Below are 18195 nucleotides of genomic sequence, written 5' to 3' on the forward strand. Positions count from 1 at the left end.
CGGCTCGGTCGCGGAGCCGGGCCCGGCGCCGCTGCCCGCCGACGCGTCGGACGCCGACGTCGACCTCGCGGTGACGCAGGTCCTCGCGGCGGTGACGACGGTCCAGGAGGACCTCACGGCCCGCGCGGCGCGGGCAGAGGGCACCGCGGCGGAGGTCCTGGGCGTGACCGCCGCGATGGCGGCCGACCCCGCCCTGGCGCGCGACGCCGTCGGGCGGGTGCGTGAGCAGCGGGCCACCCCGGCCCGGGCCGTGTGGGACGCGGCGGGGGTCGTCGTCGGGCGGCTCGAGGCGCTGGGCGGCCTCCTCGCCGAGCGGGCGCGCGACGTGCGGGACGTGCGCGACCGGATCGTCGCGACCCTTCTCGGCCTCCCCGTGCCGGGTGTGCCCGACCCGGGTCATCCCTTCGTGCTCGTGGCCGACGACCTCGCGCCCGCGGACACGGCGCAGCTCGACCCCGAGCGCGTGCTCGCGGTCGTCACGCGCGGCGGCGGGCCGACGTCGCACACCGCGATCCTCGCGCGCGCCCTGGGCATCCCGGCCGTCGTCGCGGTCGAGGGCGCGCTCGCGCTGCGCGACGGCGAGACCGTGCTCGTGGACGGCGGCCTCGGCACGGTGGAGCGCGACCCGTCGGACCACGACGTGGCGGCGGTCGTCGCGGCCCGAGGCGCGCGCCGCGCCCGGCGGCGCCTCGACGGTCCCGGGCGGACGGCGGACGGCCGCCGCGTGGAGCTGCTCGCCAACGTCGCGGACGGCGCGGACGCGCGCGCCGCCGCCGAGGCGGGCGCGGAGGGTGTCGGGCTGTTCCGCACCGAGGTCTGCTTCCTCGGCCGGACGGTCGAGCCGACGGTCGACGAGCAGGTCGCGGCCTATCGGGAGGTGCTCGCCGCGTTCCCGGGCCGCAAGGTCGTCGTGCGCACGCTCGACGCGGGCGCCGACAAGCCGCTCCCGTTCGTCACGCCCGACGCCGAGCCGAACCCGGCGCTCGGGGTGCGCGGCCTGCGGACCGCGCGCCGCCACCCCGACGTGCTCGACCGCCAGCTCACGGCCGTCGCGCGCGCGGCGGAGGCGGAGGCGGCGGACGTGTGGGTCATGGCGCCGATGATCGCGACGCCGGACGAGGCGGAGTCGTTCGTCGCGCTGTGCGCGGACCACGGCCTCGCGACGGCGGGCGTGATGATCGAGGTGCCGGCCGCGGCCCTCGGCGCGCGCTGGGTGCTGGCCAGGGCGGCGTTCGCGAGCATCGGCACGAACGACCTCACGCAGTACACGATGGCGGCCGACCGCGAGGTCTCCGACCTCGCGCGCCTGTCCACCGCGTGGCAGCCGACGGTCCTCGCGCTCGTCGGGGCCACGGGCTCGGGCGCGGCGCTCAACGGGCGACCGCTCGGCGTGTGCGGGGAGGCCGCGGCCGACCCGGTGCTCGCCCCGGTGCTCGTCGGGCTCGGCGTGACGTCGTTGTCCATGACGCCGCGCGCGCTCCCGGACGTCGCCGCGGTGCTGGCCGCGACGACGTCGCAGGAGTGCGAGGAGCTCGCGTTCCTCGCGCTGCAGCAGCCCACGCCCGACGCTGCGCGCGCCGCGGTGCGCGCCCGGCTCCCCGTGCTCGACGAGCTGGGTCTGTGACGAGCTCCGTGCCCGGCCCCGCGACGACGGGGCCGGGCACGGCGTCAGGCGACCTCGGTCTGCTCCAGGAAGGCGACGAGCGCGTCGATCGACGCGCTCGCGTCGTCGCCGTCGGCGTCGGTCGAGAGCACGACCTCGTCCCCGGCCGAGACGCCGAGCGTCATGACCCCGAGGATGCTCGCCGCCTCGACGGCGTCGCCGCCGGGCTTGGCGATGCGCACGGGCGCGGGCTGGGCGGCGGCGGTCTTGACGAAGAGCGCGGCCGGGCGGGCATGCAGGCCCTCGGTGATCGCGACGACGACGGCACGGTCCATGGTGTTCCTCCGGCAGACAGGTGGTCTGGACCAGTGCATCCTAGGCGATCCGGCCCGGAAAGGGGAGGGTCGGAAGCCCTCCGCGCGGCGCGGCGTCGTCGGCGCCGGCCGCCCGCTGGTGTGGGCCACAGCGGACGGGTCTAGGGTGACCGGCATGTCAGACGCGACGACGCCGCGAGAGGCCCCCCGGTCACCGGGGGAGCAGCCGCGCATCCACGTCACGCTGTCCACGGCGAGCGTCTACCCGCGCAAGGCCCAGTACGCCTTCGAGGCGGCGGCCGACCTCGGGTACGACGGCGTCGAGGTCATGGTGTGGTCCGACGAGACGACGCAGGACGCCGCGGCGCTGCGCCGGCTCTCCGCCGAGCACGACGTGCCGATCCGCAGCATCCACGCGCCCACGCTCCTCGTGAGCCAGCGCGTGTGGGGACGGTCGCCCGGCCCCAAGCTGCGGCGCAGCGTCGAGCTGGCGCAGGAGGTCGGGGCGAGCACCGTCGTCGTGCACCCGCCGTTCCGCTGGCAGTACCGGTACGCGCGCGAGTTCGAGGATCTCGTCGGCGAGCTCGACGAGACCGAGGGCGTGACGATCGCCGTCGAGAACATGTACCCGTGGCGCAGCCGCAAGCGGGAGATGCAGGCGTACCTCCCCGGCTGGGACCCGTCCGAGCACGGCTACGAGCACGTGACGCTCGACCTGTCGCACGCCGCCGTCGCGCAGCAGGACGCGCTCGCGCTGCTCGACGTGTTCGACGGCCGCCTCGCGCACGTGCACCTCGCGGACGGGTCGTCGTCCATCACGGACGAGCACCTCGTCCCCGGGCGCGGCGACCAGCCGTGCGACCTCGTCCTCGCCGAGCTCGTGCGCCGCGGCTGGGAGGGGGACGTCGTCGTCGAGATCTCGACGCGGCGCGCCCGCACCGCGGCCGAGCGGCGCGAGGACCTCGCCGCCTCGCTGTTCTTCGCGCGCACCTACCTCACGCCCGGGCCGCACCCCGGGTACTCGCCGCCGCCCGGACCTCCGCACCGCCACGTCGACGCGTGGGGCGAGGCGGAGGCGCGCGAGATCGCCGCGGCGGAGGACGCCGCGGGCAGCGCCGGCACCGGCTGACGGCGGAGCGTCAGAACCGGAGCGAGCCGAGAATCCCGCGCAGCGTCTCGAGCCCCGCGTCGTCACCGGGCAGCGAGATCATCAGCATGAGGTTCTCTCCGCCGTCCGCGCCGTGGACCCGGACGTCCGCGCTGAGCGCCGACATCCCGTCGTCCGCCCAGAACGGCCCCTGGGACAGGAGCAGCTCGGCGAAGTCGGCGCCCGGGACCTCGATCCGCTGCCCGTGCCACCCCTCGCCGGAGTAGTCGAACGCGCGCGCCCCGGAGCCGCCTCGCTGGACGAACATGTTCCAGTGCACGTCGGGGGACGTGCCGTCCTGGATGGGCCCGGGGTTCGTGGCGAACGGGCCCGTCCACTCCACGCCGGGACCGTAGTTGCCCTCGACGTCGGCGACGGTCCAGCCCGGCGGCACGGCGTAGGAGAGGGTGCCCGTCGTGGCCGTCTGCCACCCGGCGGGCGTGCCCGTGGTGAGCGGGCCGATCTCCGGGTACGTGTACGTCGGGCTGAACCACTCCGGCGCGCCCTCGGCCTCGAACCACAGGTTGCCGAGGAAGTTGCGGGCGAGCTCGTCGCCCACGGCGTCGTCCGTGAAGTCGAGGCGGATCGTCCAGCCCGTTCCCCCGTTCCGGACCCGGGCCTCCCAGCGGGCGAGGTCCGGGTCGTCGGACGGGCCCCGCGTCACCACGACGAAGTCCGAGCCGGGGACCTCGACCGTCCAGGCCCCGGAGTCCCGGGCCGGCACGACCCACGACGCCGCCCCGGGGTCGACGTCGATGCTCACCGTGGCGCCGGAGTCGACCATGGGCGGCGGGACCGCGTCCGCGGGGATCTCCGAACCCGGGGGGGCCCAGTGCTCCGGGCCCTTCCAGCGGACCGACGCGGGCTCGCCGAACGCCTCGCCCTCGACCTCCCACCCCCCGGGGGGCAGCGTGTACGTGAGCCCGCCCTGCACGGTGTAGTCCCCGTGGTGCGTGCCGACGACGCCGTGCTCGACACCCGGCAGCGCCGGAAGCTCGCCGTCGCCCACCGGCAGGTAGCGTGCGGGCTCCTGCGGCGGCGCCGCGGGAGCGGGGGCCGGTCCCTCCGACGCCGGTGCGGTGGTCCGCGCGGGGGCCGCCGCGAGGGCGGGCGCCGGCGCCGACCCGCGGGACAGGGCCCCGGGGAGGAGCGCCGCGACCGCGACCAGCGCCGCCACGGCGACGGCCGACCCGCTCGCGGCGACCACGCGCCGTCGTGCCCGCACGCGCCGGACCGCGCGGTGCGCCAGAGCGTCCGGGTCCAGCGTGGGCGGCACCTCGACGGCGGTCTGCGCGGCGCGCACCCGCTCCACGAGGTCCTCGTCGTCCGGGGTCCTGCGTTCCGGCGTCGTGCTCATCGCTCGGTCTCCGTCCCGTGCTCGGGTGCGATCAGGGTGCGCAGGCGGGCCAGGGCCCGGGACCCGGTCGACTTCACGGTGCCGACCGCGATCCCGAGCTCCGCGGCGGTCTCGGCCTCGGACCGGTCGAGGACGTAGCGCAGCAGGACGACCCGCCGCTGCTTGACGGGGAGGGCGAGCAGGGCCCGCACGACCCGGTCCCGGTCCTCGATCCCGGACGAGTCGCCCGTCGCCGGGACGTCGAGACCCACGAGGGTGTCGTGCTCCACGGAGACCTCCCTCCGGGTGCGCCGCCACGAGTCGATGCGAGCCGTCACCACGACGCGCCGCGCGTAGGCGAACGGCTGCCCGTCGCCCACGCGCGTCCACGCGCGGAACGTGCGCTCGAGCGCGAGCTGCACCAGGTCGTGCGCCCGGTGGGCGTCCCCGCACAGCAGGTACGCGTACCGGTACAGGTCGGCGGAGCTCGTCCGGGCGAACTCGGTGAAGCGCTCCTCGGCGGTCAGGCCGACGCGCACGACCTGCACCTCGGGCGCGCCGCCCCACCGCTCGGTCGCGACGTCCGTCATCGCCGACCGCCCCCCTGCTGCGGTCGGCACCTCGGCCGACGTCGGTTCCTCACGACTGCTAGACGCAGCGGAGGGTGCCACGGGTTCCACCTTTCTCCGGGAGCTCGCAGGGATCGCCCAGGATGCCACCGTCGACGCCCGGGGCGGTCGCGCGCCCGGTCTGCCCGCGCGGCCGGCCGGCTGACGTAGGCTCGGCGGTCGTGGCTCGAGTCAACGGTCTTCTCGCCGACACGACCCCGCTGCGCATCTCCCCGCCGTTCCGCCGCCTGTGGTGGGGGCTCGGGATCTCCAACCTCGGCTCGCAGCTCACGGTCGTCGCCGTCGGCCTGCAGGTGTACGCGCTCACGGGCTCGTCGCTCGCGGTCGGCGTGCTCGGCCTCTGCGCGCTCGTGCCGCTCGTGGTGCTCGGGCTCTACGGCGGCGCGCTCGTCGACGCGTACGACCGCCGCAAGGTCGCGCTCGCGGCCTCGACGGCGCTGTGGGTGGTCACCGCGCTCATCGCCGTCCAGGCGTGGCTGCACCTGAACTCCGTCGGCGTGCTCTACGCGCTCGTCGCGGCGCAGTCCGCCGCGTTCGCGATCAACAACCCGGCGCGCTCCGCGATCATCCCGCGCCTCGTCGAGCCCCGGCTCCTGCCCGCGGCGAACGCGCTCCAGACGATCGCGTGGAACGTCGCGCTCACCGTCGGCCCGCTGGGCGGCGCGTTCCTCGTCGCGCTGTGGGGCTACCAGGTCGCGTACACGATCGACGCCGTCCTGTTCACGGCCGCGCTGTGGGCCGTGTGGCGGCTCCCCGACATCCCGCCTCTGCCCGCCGGGCCCGGCGCCCCGGCCGTAGCCGCCGCCCCCGCAGGGCGTCGGCGCCGCGTCGTGGGGTGGCGGTCCGTCGTCGACGGCCTGCGGTACCTCGCGACCCAGCCCAACGTCCGCACGACGTTCCTCGTCGACCTCGCCGCGATGGTGCTCGCCTCGCCGCGCGTGCTCCTGCCCGCCGCCGGCGTCGTGTTCCTCGGGGGCGGCGAGGCGACGACGGGCGTCCTCACCGCGGCGTTCGCCGTCGGGGCGGTGCTCGCGGGCGTGTTCTCCGGCGGCCTGTCGCGCGTGCGGTGGCAGGGCCGCGTCATCGTGTGGGCGATCACGGCCTACGGGCTGTCGATCGGGCTGTTCGGCGTCGTGCTCCTCGGCGTGGGCGCGACGACCCCGACGACCGTCCTCGTGGGCGGCGTCGTCGCGGCGAGCGTCGCGCTGGCGCTCGCGGGCGCGTCCGACGCCGTGAGCGCGGTGTTCCGCCAGACGATCCTCCAGACCGCGACGCCCGACGACATGCGCGGCCGTCTCCAGGGCGTGTTCATCGTCGTCGTCGCGGGCGGGCCCCGCCTCGGCGAGCTCGTGCTCGGCGCGCAGGCCACCTGGGTGGGGGAGGCGTGGGCCGCCGTCGCGGGCGGTGTCGCGTGCGTCGTCGTGCTGTGGCTCGTCGTGCGGGCCCAGCGCCGGTTCTGGCGCTACGACGCCCTGCACCCGGAGCCCTGAGCCGCTCCTCGCCGCGTGGGCGGCCCGGCCTAGGCTCGGGGCGTGCCCCCGAAGAAGCCGACGACCGAACCACCTGCGATCGACCCGGTCGTCCTGGACGACCTCCAGCCCGGTGACGCCTACGACCTCGAGGCGGAGGCCGACCTCGAGGGGTTCGAGATCACGGACCTCCGTCTCGACCGGCTCGACCTGCACGGCGCGACCGTGTTCTCCACGCGGCTCGACCAGGTGCGCGCCGACGAGGCCGACCTGGGGGCGGTGACGCTCACGGCGGTCGTGCTGGGGCGCCTCGACGTCCCGGTGGTGCGCGGGACGCGCGGCCGGTGGCGCGAGGTCGAGGTGCGGGGCGCGCGCCTCGGGTCCGCCGAGCTCTACGAGTCGTCGTGGGCCGGGGTGCGGTTCGTCGGCTGCAAGCTCGGGTTCGTCAACCTGCGGGGCGCGTCGCTGCGCGACGTGGTGTTCACCGACTGCACGATCGACGAGCTCGACCTCGTCGCGTCCGACGCGCTGCGCGTCGCGTTCGAGGGCACGCGCGTGCGCCGGCTCGACGTGCAGGGCGCCACGCTCGCCCACGTTGACCTGCGCGGTGCCGAGATCGACGAGCTCGGCGGCATCGAGTCGCTGCGCGGATCGACCATCGACTCGATGCAGCTCGCCCGCCTGGCCGCGACGTTCGCCCACAGCCTCGGCATCACGGTGACGGACTGATGGCGGCCCCGCAGGCCGAGGTCCTCGTGGCCGGGCCGGCGTCGTGGAACCTCCTCGTCCAGCTCGACGAGCTGCCCGCCCCCACGCCGCACACCGTGTTCGCGCGGTCGCACCGGCACACGGTCGGCGGCACGTCCGCGGGCAAGGCGCTCAACCTCGCGCGCCTCGGCCGGTCGGTGCTCCTGCGCACCGTGCTCGGGACGGACGACGACGGCGCGCGCGTCCGGTCCGTGCTCGAGGGCGCGGGCGTGCGGGTGCTCGCGGAGCCGTCGCCCGACGGCCGCACCGAGAGCCACCTCAACCTCATGGACGACGACGGCGGCCGGGTCTCGGTCTACCTGCGCGCACCGGGCGAGGTCCCGGCCCAGGGCGAGGCGTGGGACGCCACGGTCGCCGCGCTCGACGCGGCGCGGGCCGTCGTCGTCGACCTCGCGGTGCCCGCGCTCCCGGTGCTCGACCTCGCGGTGGTTCGCGGTCGCGACGTCTGGGTCGACCTGCACGACTACGACGGGGAGTCCGCGTTCCACCGGCCCTGGGTCGACGCGGGCACGCACGTGTTCCTCAGCGGGGACCGGCTCGACGACTGGCGCGGCTTCATGGCCGCCCGGGTCGCGGCGGGCGCGCGCCTGGTGGTCTGCACGCACGGCTCGCGCGGCGCGGTCGCGCTCACGCCGGAGGGCGGCTTCGTCGAGGTCCCGGCACAGCCCGTGCCGCACGTCGTCGACACGAACGGCGCCGGCGACGGCTTCTTCGCCGGGTTCCTCGACGCGCACCTGCGCGGGGCAGGCGTCGAGGAGGCGATGCGCGCGGGCGCCCGGCACGCCGCCCTTGTCGTGCAGAGCCCGGACCTCGCCCCGGCCTGACCTCGGCCTCGGTCGCGTGGTCGGCGGTCGGGTGCAGGGGGCGGTCAGGCGAGGCCGGAGTCCCGCGCGACGATCGCCGCCTGCATGCGGGTCGCGACGCCCAGCTTCGCGAGCACGCGTGAGACGTGCGTCTTGGCCGTGGCCTCGGTGATGTAGAGGTCGGTCGCGATGCCCTGGTTGGACAGGCCCCGGCCGAGCGCCGCGAGCACGTCGACCTCGCGCGGCGTGAGGTCGGCGAGCCGCGGGTCGGGCCGGTCGTCGACGACGCCCCCGCCGCCCGACGCCGCGGGGTCCCCGGGACCGTCCGCGCCGCCCGGGCGCGATCCCGAGTGGGGCCGGGGGGCGGCGTCGGGCACGGGGTCGCGCGCGAACGCGACGAGGAGTCGGCGGGTGACCTCGGGTGCGAGGACGCCGTCTCCGTCGGCGACGCGCCGCACGGCGTCGATGAGTGCGGCGGGCTCGGCGGACTTGAGGAGGAACCCCGCGGCCCCGGCGCGCAGCGCGCCGTCCACGTACTCGTCGAGGTCGAACGTCGTGAGCACGAGGACCTCGGCGAGGCGCTCGCCGGTGATGACGCGCGTCGCCTCGATGCCGTCGACGCCCGGCATCCGCAGGTCCATGAGCACGACGTCGGGCCGCAGCGCCCGGGCGTTCGTGACGGCGGCGGTACCGTCCGCGGCCTCGCCGACCACCTCGACGTCGGGCGCGGCGTCGAGCAGGAGGCGCAGGCCCGCCCGGATGGCGGCGTGGTCGTCGGCGAGGAGCACCCGGACCGGTCGTCGCGTCACGCGTCCTGCCTCTCGACGGGCAGCCCGGCCACGGGGATCTCGGCGCGCACGGACCACCCGCCCGCGGGCAGCGGGCCGGCGCTGCACGTGCCGCCGAGACCGTCGGCGCGCTCACGCATCGTGAGCAGGCCGGTGCCGGCGCTCAGCGGCGCCTCGACCGTCCCGGAGCCGGGGGCGCCGTCGTCGCGCACCTCCAGCACGACGGCCGCCCCGTGCCGGGAGAGCTCGACGACGACCGGGGCGCCGGGCGCGTGCTTGAGCGCGTTCGTCACGGCCTCCTGCGCGATGCGGAACAGCGCCTGGTCCGCCGCCGCGGGCAGGGGCGACGCGGCGACACCGTCCGGGTCGTGGAGCGTGACGGTCGTCGTCGCGCGTGCGGCGGCGAGGAGCGTGTCGAGTCCGGCGAGGCGGCCGGGGGCGACGACGGCGTCGGACGCACCGCCGTCCTCGCGTCGCCCCTCCGTGCGCAGCAGCAGGATCATGGACCGCATCTCGTCGAGCGACGCGACGGCGCTCGCGCGCACCTGCTCGAGCGCGGCGCGGTCCTTCGCGGCGTCGGGCGGGAGGGCGAGCGCGGCGCCGGAGTGGATGGCGATGGTCGACAGGTGCGACGCGATGACGTCGTGCAGGTCGCGCGCCATCGCGGCCCGCTCCGCGCGGACGGCCTCGTGCCGGTCGAGCTGCGCGATGCGCTCGAGGTCGCTCGCGCGCTGGCGCTCCAGGTCGGCCGTGCGGGCCGACGCCTCGGCCTCGCGCGCGGCGAGGTCGGCGCGCTCGCTCGCGACCTCGGCGAGCTCGCTCGTGGTGCGCACGTTGGTGGCCCACCACATCGGCACGAGGAGCAGCGCGCTGAGCTGGAGCCCCATGTACACGAACTCCCGCACGTCCCGCGTGGCCTCGCCCGCCCCGACGGCGCCCACCGCCACGACCGTCGCCGCGACGCCCCAGAGCCACGCGCGCGCCCGGGGCCGCGACCAGAGCGCCGCGGCGTACAGCAGGTCCCACAGGACGAGCATGAGGGCGAGGCTCCCGCCCCACCGCAGGTCGACGGCGGTGACGACGACCCCGCCGAGGAGCGCGAGGATCGGGTGCGCGCGCTTGACGAGGATGAGGAGGCACCCGACGCCGAGCAGCGCGACCCGCCACCAGGCGTGCGGGGGCTCCACGACGAACGACGCGCGGACGATGCCGACGAGCCCGACCTCGAGCAGCACCCAACCGAGGACGAACGTCGTCGCGGCGGAGAACAGGTCGTTGCGCCGGTCCTCTATGCGCCACACGCCGCGCAGGGAACCGGCCGCCGCGCGCCAGCGCCCGGAGCGCCCGGGCGCGGCCGCGCGCGCGTCCTGCGTCCCGTCGTCGTGCGTGCTCACGCCCCCATCCCAGCACAGCCCGCCTGGCGACGGATCCGTCGAACGGTGTACGACGCCCGCGCCCGCCCCCGGCACCACGCCCCTCTTCCGTCTCCGCGGCCCCGCGACGGGGAGCACAGATCGGTCGTTCGCCGGACGACGCGCCGGTCGCCGGACGGGAGGCTCGGGGGCATGGACCTCCCCCTCGACCTCGACGCCGTCGGCGGTCCGGGCCTCGGCCTGGCCGCGATGGCCGGCGTGCTCGTCGTGCTGGCGCTCATCGACTCCACGAGCTTCGGCACGCTGCTCATCCCCGTGTGGCTCCTGCTCGCGCCCGGGCGGCTACGTGCGGGGCGCGTGCTCGTGTACCTCGGCACGGTGGCGGGGTTCTACCTCGCCGTCGGGATCGTCGTGCTGCTCGGCGCGGGCGCGTTCCTCGACCGGTTCGGCGACGCGCTCGACACACGCGCCGCCGCGATCGTGCAGCTGCTCCTGGGCATCGGGCTGTTCGCGCTGAGCTTCCGGTTCGACAGCAAGCGCGCGGCGCGCAAGGCCGCGCAGTCCGACGCCGCCCCGTCCGCCGCCGGCCGGCCCGACGCCGTGGGGCCCAGCCCGTGGACCGGTGCCGGTGCCGGGACCGCCGGGCCAGGGGCGCCGTCGGCGCCCCCGCGTCCGGGGAGGCTCTCGCGGTGGCGCGAGCGTGCGCTCGGGATCGAGGCGGACGCCGTCGGGACCGGGGTGGTCCGGACGCGCTCGTCGGTGCTGCCGCTCATGGGGCTGGCCCTCGGTGCCGTCGCGATCGAGGTAGGGACGATGCTGCCGTACCTCGCCGCGATCGGGATCGTCACGACGTCCGACGTCGGCTGGCCCGGGAACGCTGCGATCCTCGCCGCGTACTGCGTCGTCATGGTCGCGCCCGCGCTCCTGCTGCTGCTCGGCCGGCTCGTCGCGGCGCGTGCGGTCGACCCGGTGCTGCACCGTCTCGACCGGTGGCTCACGAAGAACGCGACAGACATGACGGGCTGGGTGCTCGGGGCGCTCGGCGTGCTGCTCGCGCTCAACGCGTTCGGGCGCCTCGGCTGGGCCTGACCGGCCCCGGTTCTGCCGGCCGGCTCGCCGACCACGCGGCTGTGGCCCGCCCGGAGGTCCGGACGGGCCACGGCCGCATGCTCGGCGGGGTGGGTCAGTGCGACGTGCCGTTGGTGGGCGCGTCCCCCGAGCCCGCGAGCTGCGTGCCCGCGAGGTTGGCGATGAGCTGGTTGATGTCGACGCCGGTGAGCTGCTTGATGACGCCCTGGCCCTCGCCCAGGACGGACGCGACGTTCTTCGTGAGCGCGGACGCGCCGTCGGTCGAGACGACGGTCATGCCCTGGATGTTGCCGATCGGCTCGGCCGCGGCCCGCACGATCTCGGGCAGGCGCTCGATGAGCTCCTGGACGAGCGCCGCCTCGCCGTACTTCTGCAGCGCGTCGGCCTTGGCGTCGGTCGCCGCCGCCTCGGCGCGACCCTCGGCCTCGATCGCTGCTGCGCGGGCCTCGCCCTCGGCCCGGATACCGGCCGCGAGGGCGACCTGGCGGTCGCGCTCGGCCTCACCGGCACGACGCACGGCCTGCGCGGACGCCTCGGCGTCCTGGATGGCCGCGGTCTTGTTCGCCTCGGCGATGACGGTGCGCTTGTACGCGTCGGCCTCGGTGGCGGCGTTCGCGGCGTCACGACGCGCGTTGGCCTCCTGGACCTCCGCGTACGCCTTGGCCTCGGCGGGCTTGCGGACCTCGATGTCGAGGCGCTCCTGCGTCACGCGCGCCTGCTCGGCGAGCGCCTCGCGCTCCTGCTGCGCGACGAGGCGGTCCTGCTCGGCGCGCGCGAGCTGGCCCGCGGCCTCGGCCTCGGCGTTGGCGCGGTCGGTGTCGGCCTTGATCGCGGCGCGCTTGAGGTCGAGGGCCTTCTGGCGCTCGGCGATCTGCTCGGCCGCCTCGATGACGGCGAACTCCGAGGCGCGCTGCGCCTCGGCCTCGGAGACCTCGGCGACCTGGCGGGCGCGAGCCGACTCGGCGCGCCCGAGGTTCGCGAGGTAGTCCGACCCCGGCGTCGAGATGTCGGAGATGTTGAGCAGGTCGACCTGGAGGCCCTGCTCCGAGAGGTCGGCCTTCGTGGACTCGACGACGCGGTCGGACAGGCCCTTGCGGTCGGAGATGATCTGCTCGATCGTCATGTCGCCGACGATGGAGCGCAGCGAGCCCTCGAGCGACTCCTTGATGATCTCGGTGAGCGTGCCCTGCTGGGAGAGGAAGCGCTGGGCCGCGCGGCGCACGCCCTCCTCGTCGCCCCGCACCTTGAAGTTGATCGACGCCTTGATGGCGATCTTGATGCGGTTCTTGTCCACGCCCTCGACCGTGATGCCGATCTGGCGCTGCTCGAGCGAGATGGAGAAGCCCTGCTGGAGGATCGGCCAGACGAACGTGCGGCCGCCGACGACGACCTTCTGCCCGCTGCCCCCGGCCTCCTTGCGGCCCGCGCCGCGGCCGACGATGACCAGGGCCTCGTTCGGCGGGACGCGGCGGATGCGCTTGCTGATGAAGATGACCACCGCGAAGAACGCGATGACCAGGGCGACGATCGCCAGGGTCGTGATGAGGTTCGTGTCGTCGAACATGGTCCGCGCCGGGGCGCGTCTCCTTCCGTGGGTGCGGGCAGGTCAGGACGTGCGGCAGTCGTGCGGGTGCGCGGCACCCACGGGACGACGCGCGGGGCGTCGTGGTCGGTCCGTCGGACCTCAGTCGTTGGGGTAGTGCCGCTGGACGCGCACGCGGCTCCCGGACTGCTCGAGCACGACGACGCGCGCGCCTTCCGGGATCGGTTCGTCGGACCACGCGAGGCGGCGCTCGAGCTCGTGCGCCGCGTCGAGCGAGACCTCGCCGCGCGCGGGGTCGATCGCGGTGGTCGCGGTGCCCTGGACGCCCACGAGGGACACGGGGACGCCGTCCTCCGACGCGCGCAGGTTCTTGACCAGCAGCTGGACGAGGACCATGACGACGAGCGCCACGACGAGGGACCCGACGTACGCGAGCCAGGTCGGCAGGTCGTTGGAGGCCACGATCACGCCGACGGCGCCGAATACCACGCCACCGACGCCGAGCGTCGTCCCGGACACCGCGCCGTCACCCAGGTCGACGATCTCGCCGACGAGCAGCGAGAGGAGCAGGAGGGCGAGTCCGGCGATGCCGATGACGATGAACGCGATCATGCGAGGTCCCCTCGGACGGGTGGCCACGGCGCGGGAGTGGCGTGTGGAGTTGTCGTGAACGTACGCACACCTTACCGTGACCCGACCGTGCCGTGGGGCGATCCGGGGGTACGTCACATGGGGAGGACTCCCCACGGGGGAGTCTCAGACGCCCAGCTCGTCCAGCATCCGCAGCAGGTTGGCGCGGGCCGTGCCGGCGTACCCCTCGACCCAGTCGCCCTCGTAGCCCCGCGGCACCACCTCGACCGCGAGGAGGCACGACAGGTAGGTGCGGTACAGGCGCAGGCGCGTCCACGCGGCGGGGTCGCCGCTGCCGGGCGTGCCGTCGCCGAGGCCCAGGTCGCCGCCCTCGGCGGCGTAGCCCGCGAGGAGGTCCGCGTCGACGGGCCCGGCACCGAGCTGGTCGGCGCCCGCGAGCTCGAACAGCGGGTCGCCCCAGAGCGACCGCTCGGCGTCGAGCACGCCGACGATCCGCGGGGTGTCCGGCGCGAGCAGCACGTTCCCCGCCCACAGGTCCGCGTGCACGAGCCGGGGGACCTCGACGCGGGCGAGGACCTCGCGGTGCCGAGCGACGGCGTCGCGCACCCGGGCCTCCGGGAGCTCGACCCCCCACGTGCGCGCGTCGTCGAGCACGGCGTCGACCATGCGCGCGACGGCGTCGGGCCAGGTCGCGGCCGCGAGGTCCGACGCGGGCGCCGGGTAGCCGAACCGGTCGCCCGCGATCCGGTGCAGCCGCGCCATGAAGGACCCGAGCCCGCGGCGGACGGCGGCGGACTCCGCCGCGTCGGCCTCGCGCGCGCTCCACAGGGTCCCGTCGAGGAACGTCACGACGAGCGCGTCGCCGTCCACGTGCTCGCGTGTGAGGTCGGCGTGCAGCACCTGCGGGACGGGCAGGCCCGCGTCGTGGGCGGCCCGGTAGGCCGCCGCCTCGGTCCCCGGGATGCCGTGCTCGTAGCGCAGGAGCCGGGACGTGTCGGCGCCCGTGACCTTGACGACGACGCGGCCCGGGACGTCGTCGGGCGCCGCGCCCGGCCGTGGGGCGAGGTCGACCGCGAAGACGCTCGCGAACATCCCGCCGCTCAGCGGCTCGGACCGCAGCGCCTCGCCGAGCGGCGCCACGAGCGCCGCGAGCTGGTCGTCCGTGACCGTCGTCCTGGTGAGCACGCGGCGATGCTACCGGCCGGGGCGGCGGCGCCGGACGCGTGCCCGCGCCGGCCACCGGCGGGGATCAGGACGCCGTGAGCAGGCCCTGGTCCGTCACCGCGTCGAGGCTCAGGGTCCGGTACCCGTGCGTCTCGAAGAGCACCGTCACGCGGTCGTCGCCCTCGTAGCCCATGACGGTCCCCTCGCCGAACTCCGGGTGCCGCACCGTCGTGCCCGTCGACCACGGCGCGGACGCGTCGTCGGCGGCCCGCTCCTCCGCGGTGCCGGCCCAGCAGGTGTCGCAGCGTCCGCACGGCTCGGGCAGCTCCTCGCCGAGGTAGGCGAGCAGGAACTGGCGGCGGCACTGCGGGGTCTCGGCGTACGCGCGCATCATCTGCAGACGCGAGTCGTCGACCCGGCGGCGGGCCTCCGCGAGCTCGTGCGCGACGTCGGCCACCGCACCCGGGCGCGCGTCCTCGCCGGCGAGCGCCCGCGCGTCCTCCACGAGCGCGCGCAGGCGCGCGAGGCGCCGGGGCAGCCGCGCGCGCCCTCCTGACGACGACGTGCCCGACGCCGGGCCGCCCCGGCCCAGGGCGCGCGCGACCTCGCGGAGGTCGTCGCGGTCGGGCACGCCGACCGCGAAGTAGCGCTGGAGGCCCAGGTCCTCCGGCCGGTAGAACAGCACCGCGACGGCGGGCTCGCCGTCGCGGCCCGCGCGGCCGACCTCCTGGTAGTAGGAGTCCGGGGAACCGGGGACGTCCGCGTGCACGACGAACCGCACGTCCGGCTTGTCGATGCCCATGCCGAACGCGGACGTCGCGACGACGACGTCCACCTCGTCGTCCGTGAACCGCCGCTGGGCCTCGTCGCGCTCGGCCCGCCGCAGCCCGCCGTGGTAGGCCGCGGTGCGCAGGCCCGCCTCCGCGAGCGCGTCGGCGACCTCGGTCGTGCGACGTCGCGTGCCCACGTAGACGATCCCCACGCCGTGCTCGGCCTCCGCGCGCACCCGCTCGACGACCGCGCGGTCCTTGTCCGCCGCCTCGACCGTGCGCACGACCTCCAGCGCGATCCCCGGGCGGGCGAACCCGCGGACGATCACCGCGGCGTCGCGCAGGTGCAGGCGCTCGGCGACGTCCTCGCGCACGGGCGGGGACGCTGTCGCGGTGAGCGCGAGCACGGGCGGTCGCGGGTCGAGCGTGTCGAGGCGCTCGCCGACGCGCAGGTACTCGGGCCGGAAGTCGTGCCCCCAGGTCGAGACGCAGTGCGCCTCGTCGACAGCGACGAGGCTGGGCCGGGCCGCGCGGACGGCGTCGAGCACCTCCTCGTTGGCGAGCTGCTCGGGCGAGAGGAAGAGGAACTCCAGCTCGCCCGCGGCGGCGGCCTCGAGCGCGGCGCGGCGCTCGGCTGCGGGCACGGCCGAGCTCACGGCGGCGGCCCGCGCGTCGTCGTCGCCGAGCTCGAGGAGGGAGCGCACCTGGTCCTGCTGGAGCGCGATGAGCGGCGAGACGACGAGCGTCGGCCCGGGCAGCTCGAGGCCGGGGAGCTGGTAGACCGCGGACTTGCCGGCCCCCGTGGGCAGCACGAGCAGGACGTCGCGGCCGTCGAGGAGCGCGGTGATCGCCTCGCGCTGCCCGGGGCGCAGGTCGCGGTAGCCGAAGACCTCCCGGGCGGTGTCGCGGACGTCGGCGAGGGTGGGCTCGTCGGTCACGGGCGGGGCACGTTGCGCAGGTTGGCGCGGGCCATCGAGACGACCTCGCCCATGCCGCCGCCGAGGACCTCCTTGCTCATCGCGACCGCGAACCCGCGGACCTGGCCCGCGGTGATGTTCGGCGGGATCGAGAGCGCGCGGGGGTCGGTGACGACGTCGACGAGCGCCGGCCCCGGCCGGTTCAGCGCCTCCTGGAGCGCGCGGCGCAGGTCCTTCGGCTTCTCGACGCGCACCGCCGGGATGCCGATCGCGTTCGCGACCGCGGCGTAGTCCACGGGCGGCGACTCGGTGCCGAACATCGGCAGCCCGTCGACGAGCATCTCGAGGCGCACCATGCCGAGGCTCGCGTTGTCGAACAGGACGACCTTGACCGGCAGGTCGTAGTGCTTGAGCGTCACGAGCTCGCCGAGCAGCATCGAGAGGCCGCCGTCGCCGGCCATGGCGACGACCTGGCGTTCGCGGCCCCCTGCACGCCCGGCGGCCGCGGCGCCGATGGCGTGGGGGAGCGCGTTGGCCATCGAGCCGTGGATGAACGACCCGATGACGCGGCGCTTCCCGTTGGGCGTGATGTACCGCGCGGCCCACACGTTGCACATGCCCGTGTCGACGGTGAACACCGCGTCGTCGGCGGCGACCTGGTCGAGCGTGTCGGCGACGAACTCGGGGTGGATCGGCGTCGTGCGCTCGACCTTCTTCGTGTACGCCCCGACGACGCCGGTCATCGCCTTCTCGTGCTTGGCGACCATCGAGTCGAGGAACTTGCGCGAGCGCGCCTTCTTCACGAGCGGCAGGAGCGCGCGCACCGTCTCGCCGACGTCGCCCACGACGGCGAGGTCCAGGCGCGTGCGCCGCCCGAGGTGGGTCGGGTCGACGTCGACCTGCGCCGTGCGGACCGACTCCGGGAGGAACTGGTCGTACGGGAAGTCGGTGCCGAGCAGCACGAGGAGGTCGCAGTCGTGCATGGCGTCGAACGCGGCGCCGTAGCCGAGGAGGCCGGACATGCCGACGTCGAACGGGTTGTCGTACTGGATGAACTCCTTGCCGCGCAGCGAGTGGCCCACGGGCGCGGCGATCTTGTCGGCGAGCGCGATCACGTCGTCGTGCGCGCCGCGCACGCCCGCGCCGGCGAAGATCGTGACCTTCTTCGCGGCGTCGATCGCGTCAGCGAGCTGCTGGACGGCGGTCGCGTCGGGGACGACGCGCGGGGGCGCGGGCCGGCACGCGACGTCGGGCACGGCGGCCGGGGCGTCGAGGTCGGCGACGTCGCCCGGGAGCGTGAGGACGGAGACGCCGCGGGCGCCGTACGCGTGGTGGATCGCGGAGTTGATGACGCGCGGCGCCTGCTCGGCGCTCGAGATCATCTCCGAGTAGACGGAGCACTCGGTGAACAGGCGGTCGGGGTGGGTCTCCTGGAAGAACCCGGTGCCGATCTGCTTGCTCGGGATGTGGCTCGCGATGGCGAGCACGGGCACGCGCGACCGGTTAGCGTCGTACAGGCCGTTGATGAGGTGGAGGTTGCCCGGCCCGCACGACCCCGCGCACACCGCGAGGCTGCCCGTGACCTCGGCCTCGGCGGCGGCGGCGAACGCGGCGGCCTCCTCGTGGCGCACGTGGATCCACTCGATCCCCTTGCCCGCGTTCTCGCCCGCGTTGGACCGGTGCACGGCGTCGACCACGGGGTTGAGGCTGTCGCCGACGATGCCGTAGATCCGGCGCACCCCCGCCTCGATGAGCTGCGCGACGAGCAGGTCGGCGACCGTGCGGTTGCGCTTGTCCTGCGGGGACCGACCGATTCCGAACGGCATGACGTACCTCCACGGTGGGCTGGGGTCGTCCTCCATCGTGCGACGGGCCGCCCCGCCGCGCAGCG

Annotated in this window: 16 protein-coding genes; 6 read left to right on the forward strand and 10 right to left on the reverse strand. The window is 75.7% G+C overall.

All coding sequences use genetic code 11. From position 1 onward, the window contains the following. The coding region (ptsP, locus tag ACPCUX_RS11440; RefSeq protein WP_423388781.1) for a phosphoenolpyruvate--protein phosphotransferase at positions 1-1624 on the forward strand (1624 nt) is incomplete at its 5' end. A gap of 44 nt (positions 1625-1668) precedes the next feature. On the opposite strand, the gene ACPCUX_RS11445 is transcribed toward ptsP, so the two are convergent. Continuing rightward, positions 1669-1938: an HPr family phosphocarrier protein gene (locus ACPCUX_RS11445; protein WP_034650738.1), complete on the reverse strand. Its 270-nt coding sequence runs from the start codon at positions 1936-1938 to the stop codon at positions 1669-1671. A 154-nt stretch (positions 1939-2092) separates the two neighbouring features. Here ACPCUX_RS11445 and ACPCUX_RS11450 point away from each other — a divergent pair, with 154 nt between their 5' ends. Continuing rightward, positions 2093-3046 carry a sugar phosphate isomerase/epimerase family protein gene (locus tag ACPCUX_RS11450; RefSeq protein WP_081600354.1) on the forward strand — a complete coding sequence of 318 codons (954 nt, stop codon included), beginning with the start codon at positions 2093-2095 and terminating at the stop codon, positions 3044-3046. 10 nt (positions 3047-3056) lie between these two features. Here the strand turns inward: ACPCUX_RS11450 and ACPCUX_RS11455 are convergent, their stop codons facing one another. Both ACPCUX_RS11455 and ACPCUX_RS11460 read right to left on the reverse strand, forming a co-directional pair. Continuing rightward, the gene (locus ACPCUX_RS11455) at positions 3057-4421 is read right to left on the reverse strand and encodes a hypothetical protein (RefSeq protein ID WP_423388782.1); all 1365 of its coding nucleotides are present in this window, start codon (positions 4419-4421) and stop codon (positions 3057-3059) included. Then, positions 4418-4990 carry a SigE family RNA polymerase sigma factor gene (locus tag ACPCUX_RS11460; RefSeq protein ID WP_043657404.1) on the reverse strand — a complete coding sequence of 191 codons (573 nt, stop codon included), beginning with the start codon at positions 4988-4990 and terminating at the stop codon, positions 4418-4420. The genes ACPCUX_RS11455 and ACPCUX_RS11460 overlap by 4 nt, the downstream gene beginning before the upstream one ends. A gap of 200 nt (positions 4991-5190) precedes the next feature. Between ACPCUX_RS11460 and ACPCUX_RS11465 the strand changes: the two genes are divergently transcribed. From ACPCUX_RS11465 to ACPCUX_RS11475, 3 genes are read left to right on the forward strand one after another with little or no spacing between them, the layout of a single operon-like run. Continuing rightward, positions 5191-6519: an MFS transporter gene (locus tag ACPCUX_RS11465; RefSeq protein WP_253705747.1), complete on the forward strand. Its 1329-nt coding sequence runs from the start codon at positions 5191-5193 to the stop codon at positions 6517-6519. A 42-nt stretch (positions 6520-6561) separates the two neighbouring features. Further along, entirely contained in the window at positions 6562-7227 is a 666-nt protein-coding gene (locus ACPCUX_RS11470; protein ID WP_415297740.1) for a pentapeptide repeat-containing protein, read from the forward strand. Continuing rightward, positions 7227-8090: a carbohydrate kinase family protein gene (locus ACPCUX_RS11475; protein ID WP_085386721.1), complete on the forward strand. Its 864-nt coding sequence runs from the start codon at positions 7227-7229 to the stop codon at positions 8088-8090. The genes ACPCUX_RS11470 and ACPCUX_RS11475 overlap by 1 nt, the downstream gene beginning before the upstream one ends. A gap of 44 nt (positions 8091-8134) precedes the next feature. Here the strand turns inward: ACPCUX_RS11475 and ACPCUX_RS11480 are convergent, their stop codons facing one another. Both ACPCUX_RS11480 and ACPCUX_RS11485 read right to left on the reverse strand, forming a co-directional pair. Further along, complete coding sequence (locus ACPCUX_RS11480) at positions 8135-8878, reverse strand: response regulator (RefSeq protein WP_423388783.1); 744 nt, start codon at positions 8876-8878, stop codon at positions 8135-8137. Then, on the reverse strand, positions 8875-10251 hold the full coding sequence (locus ACPCUX_RS11485) for a sensor histidine kinase (protein ID WP_423388784.1): 1377 nt from the start codon (positions 10249-10251) through the stop codon (positions 8875-8877). Before ACPCUX_RS11485 ends, ACPCUX_RS11480 begins: the two co-directional genes overlap by 4 nt. Positions 10252-10422: 171 nt before the next feature. Between ACPCUX_RS11485 and ACPCUX_RS11490 the strand changes: the two genes are divergently transcribed. Further along, positions 10423-11319, forward strand: coding sequence for a GAP family protein (locus ACPCUX_RS11490; RefSeq protein ID WP_076403802.1), 897 nt, complete (start codon positions 10423-10425; stop codon positions 11317-11319). Positions 11320-11413: 94 nt separating this feature from the next. On the opposite strand, the gene ACPCUX_RS11495 is transcribed toward ACPCUX_RS11490, so the two are convergent. The 5 genes from ACPCUX_RS11495 to ACPCUX_RS11515 form a co-directional block, all read right to left on the reverse strand. Beyond that, positions 11414-12883, reverse strand: a complete 1470-nt coding sequence (locus tag ACPCUX_RS11495; protein ID WP_034652746.1) for a flotillin family protein — start codon at positions 12881-12883, stop codon at positions 11414-11416. A 120-nt stretch (positions 12884-13003) separates the two neighbouring features. After that, positions 13004-13474 carry an NfeD family protein gene (locus ACPCUX_RS11500; RefSeq protein ID WP_021482495.1) on the reverse strand — a complete coding sequence of 157 codons (471 nt, stop codon included), beginning with the start codon at positions 13472-13474 and terminating at the stop codon, positions 13004-13006. A 144-nt stretch (positions 13475-13618) separates the two neighbouring features. Next, on the reverse strand, positions 13619-14638 hold the full coding sequence (locus tag ACPCUX_RS11505) for a phosphotransferase family protein (RefSeq protein WP_423388785.1): 1020 nt from the start codon (positions 14636-14638) through the stop codon (positions 13619-13621). A gap of 64 nt (positions 14639-14702) precedes the next feature. Continuing rightward, positions 14703-16325, reverse strand: coding sequence for a RecQ family ATP-dependent DNA helicase (locus tag ACPCUX_RS11510; RefSeq protein ID WP_423388786.1), 1623 nt, complete (start codon positions 16323-16325; stop codon positions 14703-14705). Continuing rightward, positions 16322-18130: a pyruvate dehydrogenase gene (locus tag ACPCUX_RS11515; RefSeq protein ID WP_051028717.1), complete on the reverse strand. Its 1809-nt coding sequence runs from the start codon at positions 18128-18130 to the stop codon at positions 16322-16324. The genes ACPCUX_RS11510 and ACPCUX_RS11515 overlap by 4 nt, the downstream gene beginning before the upstream one ends. Between the last annotated feature and the right edge of the window lie 65 nt (positions 18131-18195).

Origin of the sequence: Cellulosimicrobium sp. AB352 (assembly GCF_049538415.1) — a bacterium.
GTDB classification, from domain to species: Bacteria; Actinomycetota; Actinomycetes; order Actinomycetales; family Cellulomonadaceae; genus Cellulosimicrobium; species Cellulosimicrobium funkei.

Bases quoted from the DNA above. Each gene is read 5' to 3' on its own strand.
- ACPCUX_RS11445 (WP_034650738.1), bottom strand. From the start codon at position 1,938: ATGGACCGTGCCGTCGTCGTCGCGATCACCGAGGGCCTGCATGCCCGC.
- ACPCUX_RS11450 (WP_081600354.1), top strand. From the start codon at position 2,093: ATGTCAGACGCGACGACGCCGCGAGAGGCCCCCCGGTCACCGGGGGAG.
- ACPCUX_RS11455 (WP_423388782.1), bottom strand. From the start codon at position 4,421: ATGAGCACGACGCCGGAACGCAGGACCCCGGACGACGAGGACCTCGTG.
- ACPCUX_RS11460 (WP_043657404.1), bottom strand. From the start codon at position 4,990: ATGACGGACGTCGCGACCGAGCGGTGGGGCGGCGCGCCCGAGGTGCAG.
- ACPCUX_RS11475 (WP_085386721.1), top strand. From the start codon at position 7,227: ATGGCGGCCCCGCAGGCCGAGGTCCTCGTGGCCGGGCCGGCGTCGTGG.
- ACPCUX_RS11490 (WP_076403802.1), top strand. From the start codon at position 10,423: ATGGACCTCCCCCTCGACCTCGACGCCGTCGGCGGTCCGGGCCTCGGC.
- ACPCUX_RS11495 (WP_034652746.1), bottom strand. From the start codon at position 12,883: ATGTTCGACGACACGAACCTCATCACGACCCTGGCGATCGTCGCCCTG.
- ACPCUX_RS11500 (WP_021482495.1), bottom strand. From the start codon at position 13,474: ATGATCGCGTTCATCGTCATCGGCATCGCCGGACTCGCCCTCCTGCTC.
- ACPCUX_RS11515 (WP_051028717.1), bottom strand. From the start codon at position 18,130: ATGCCGTTCGGAATCGGTCGGTCCCCGCAGGACAAGCGCAACCGCACG.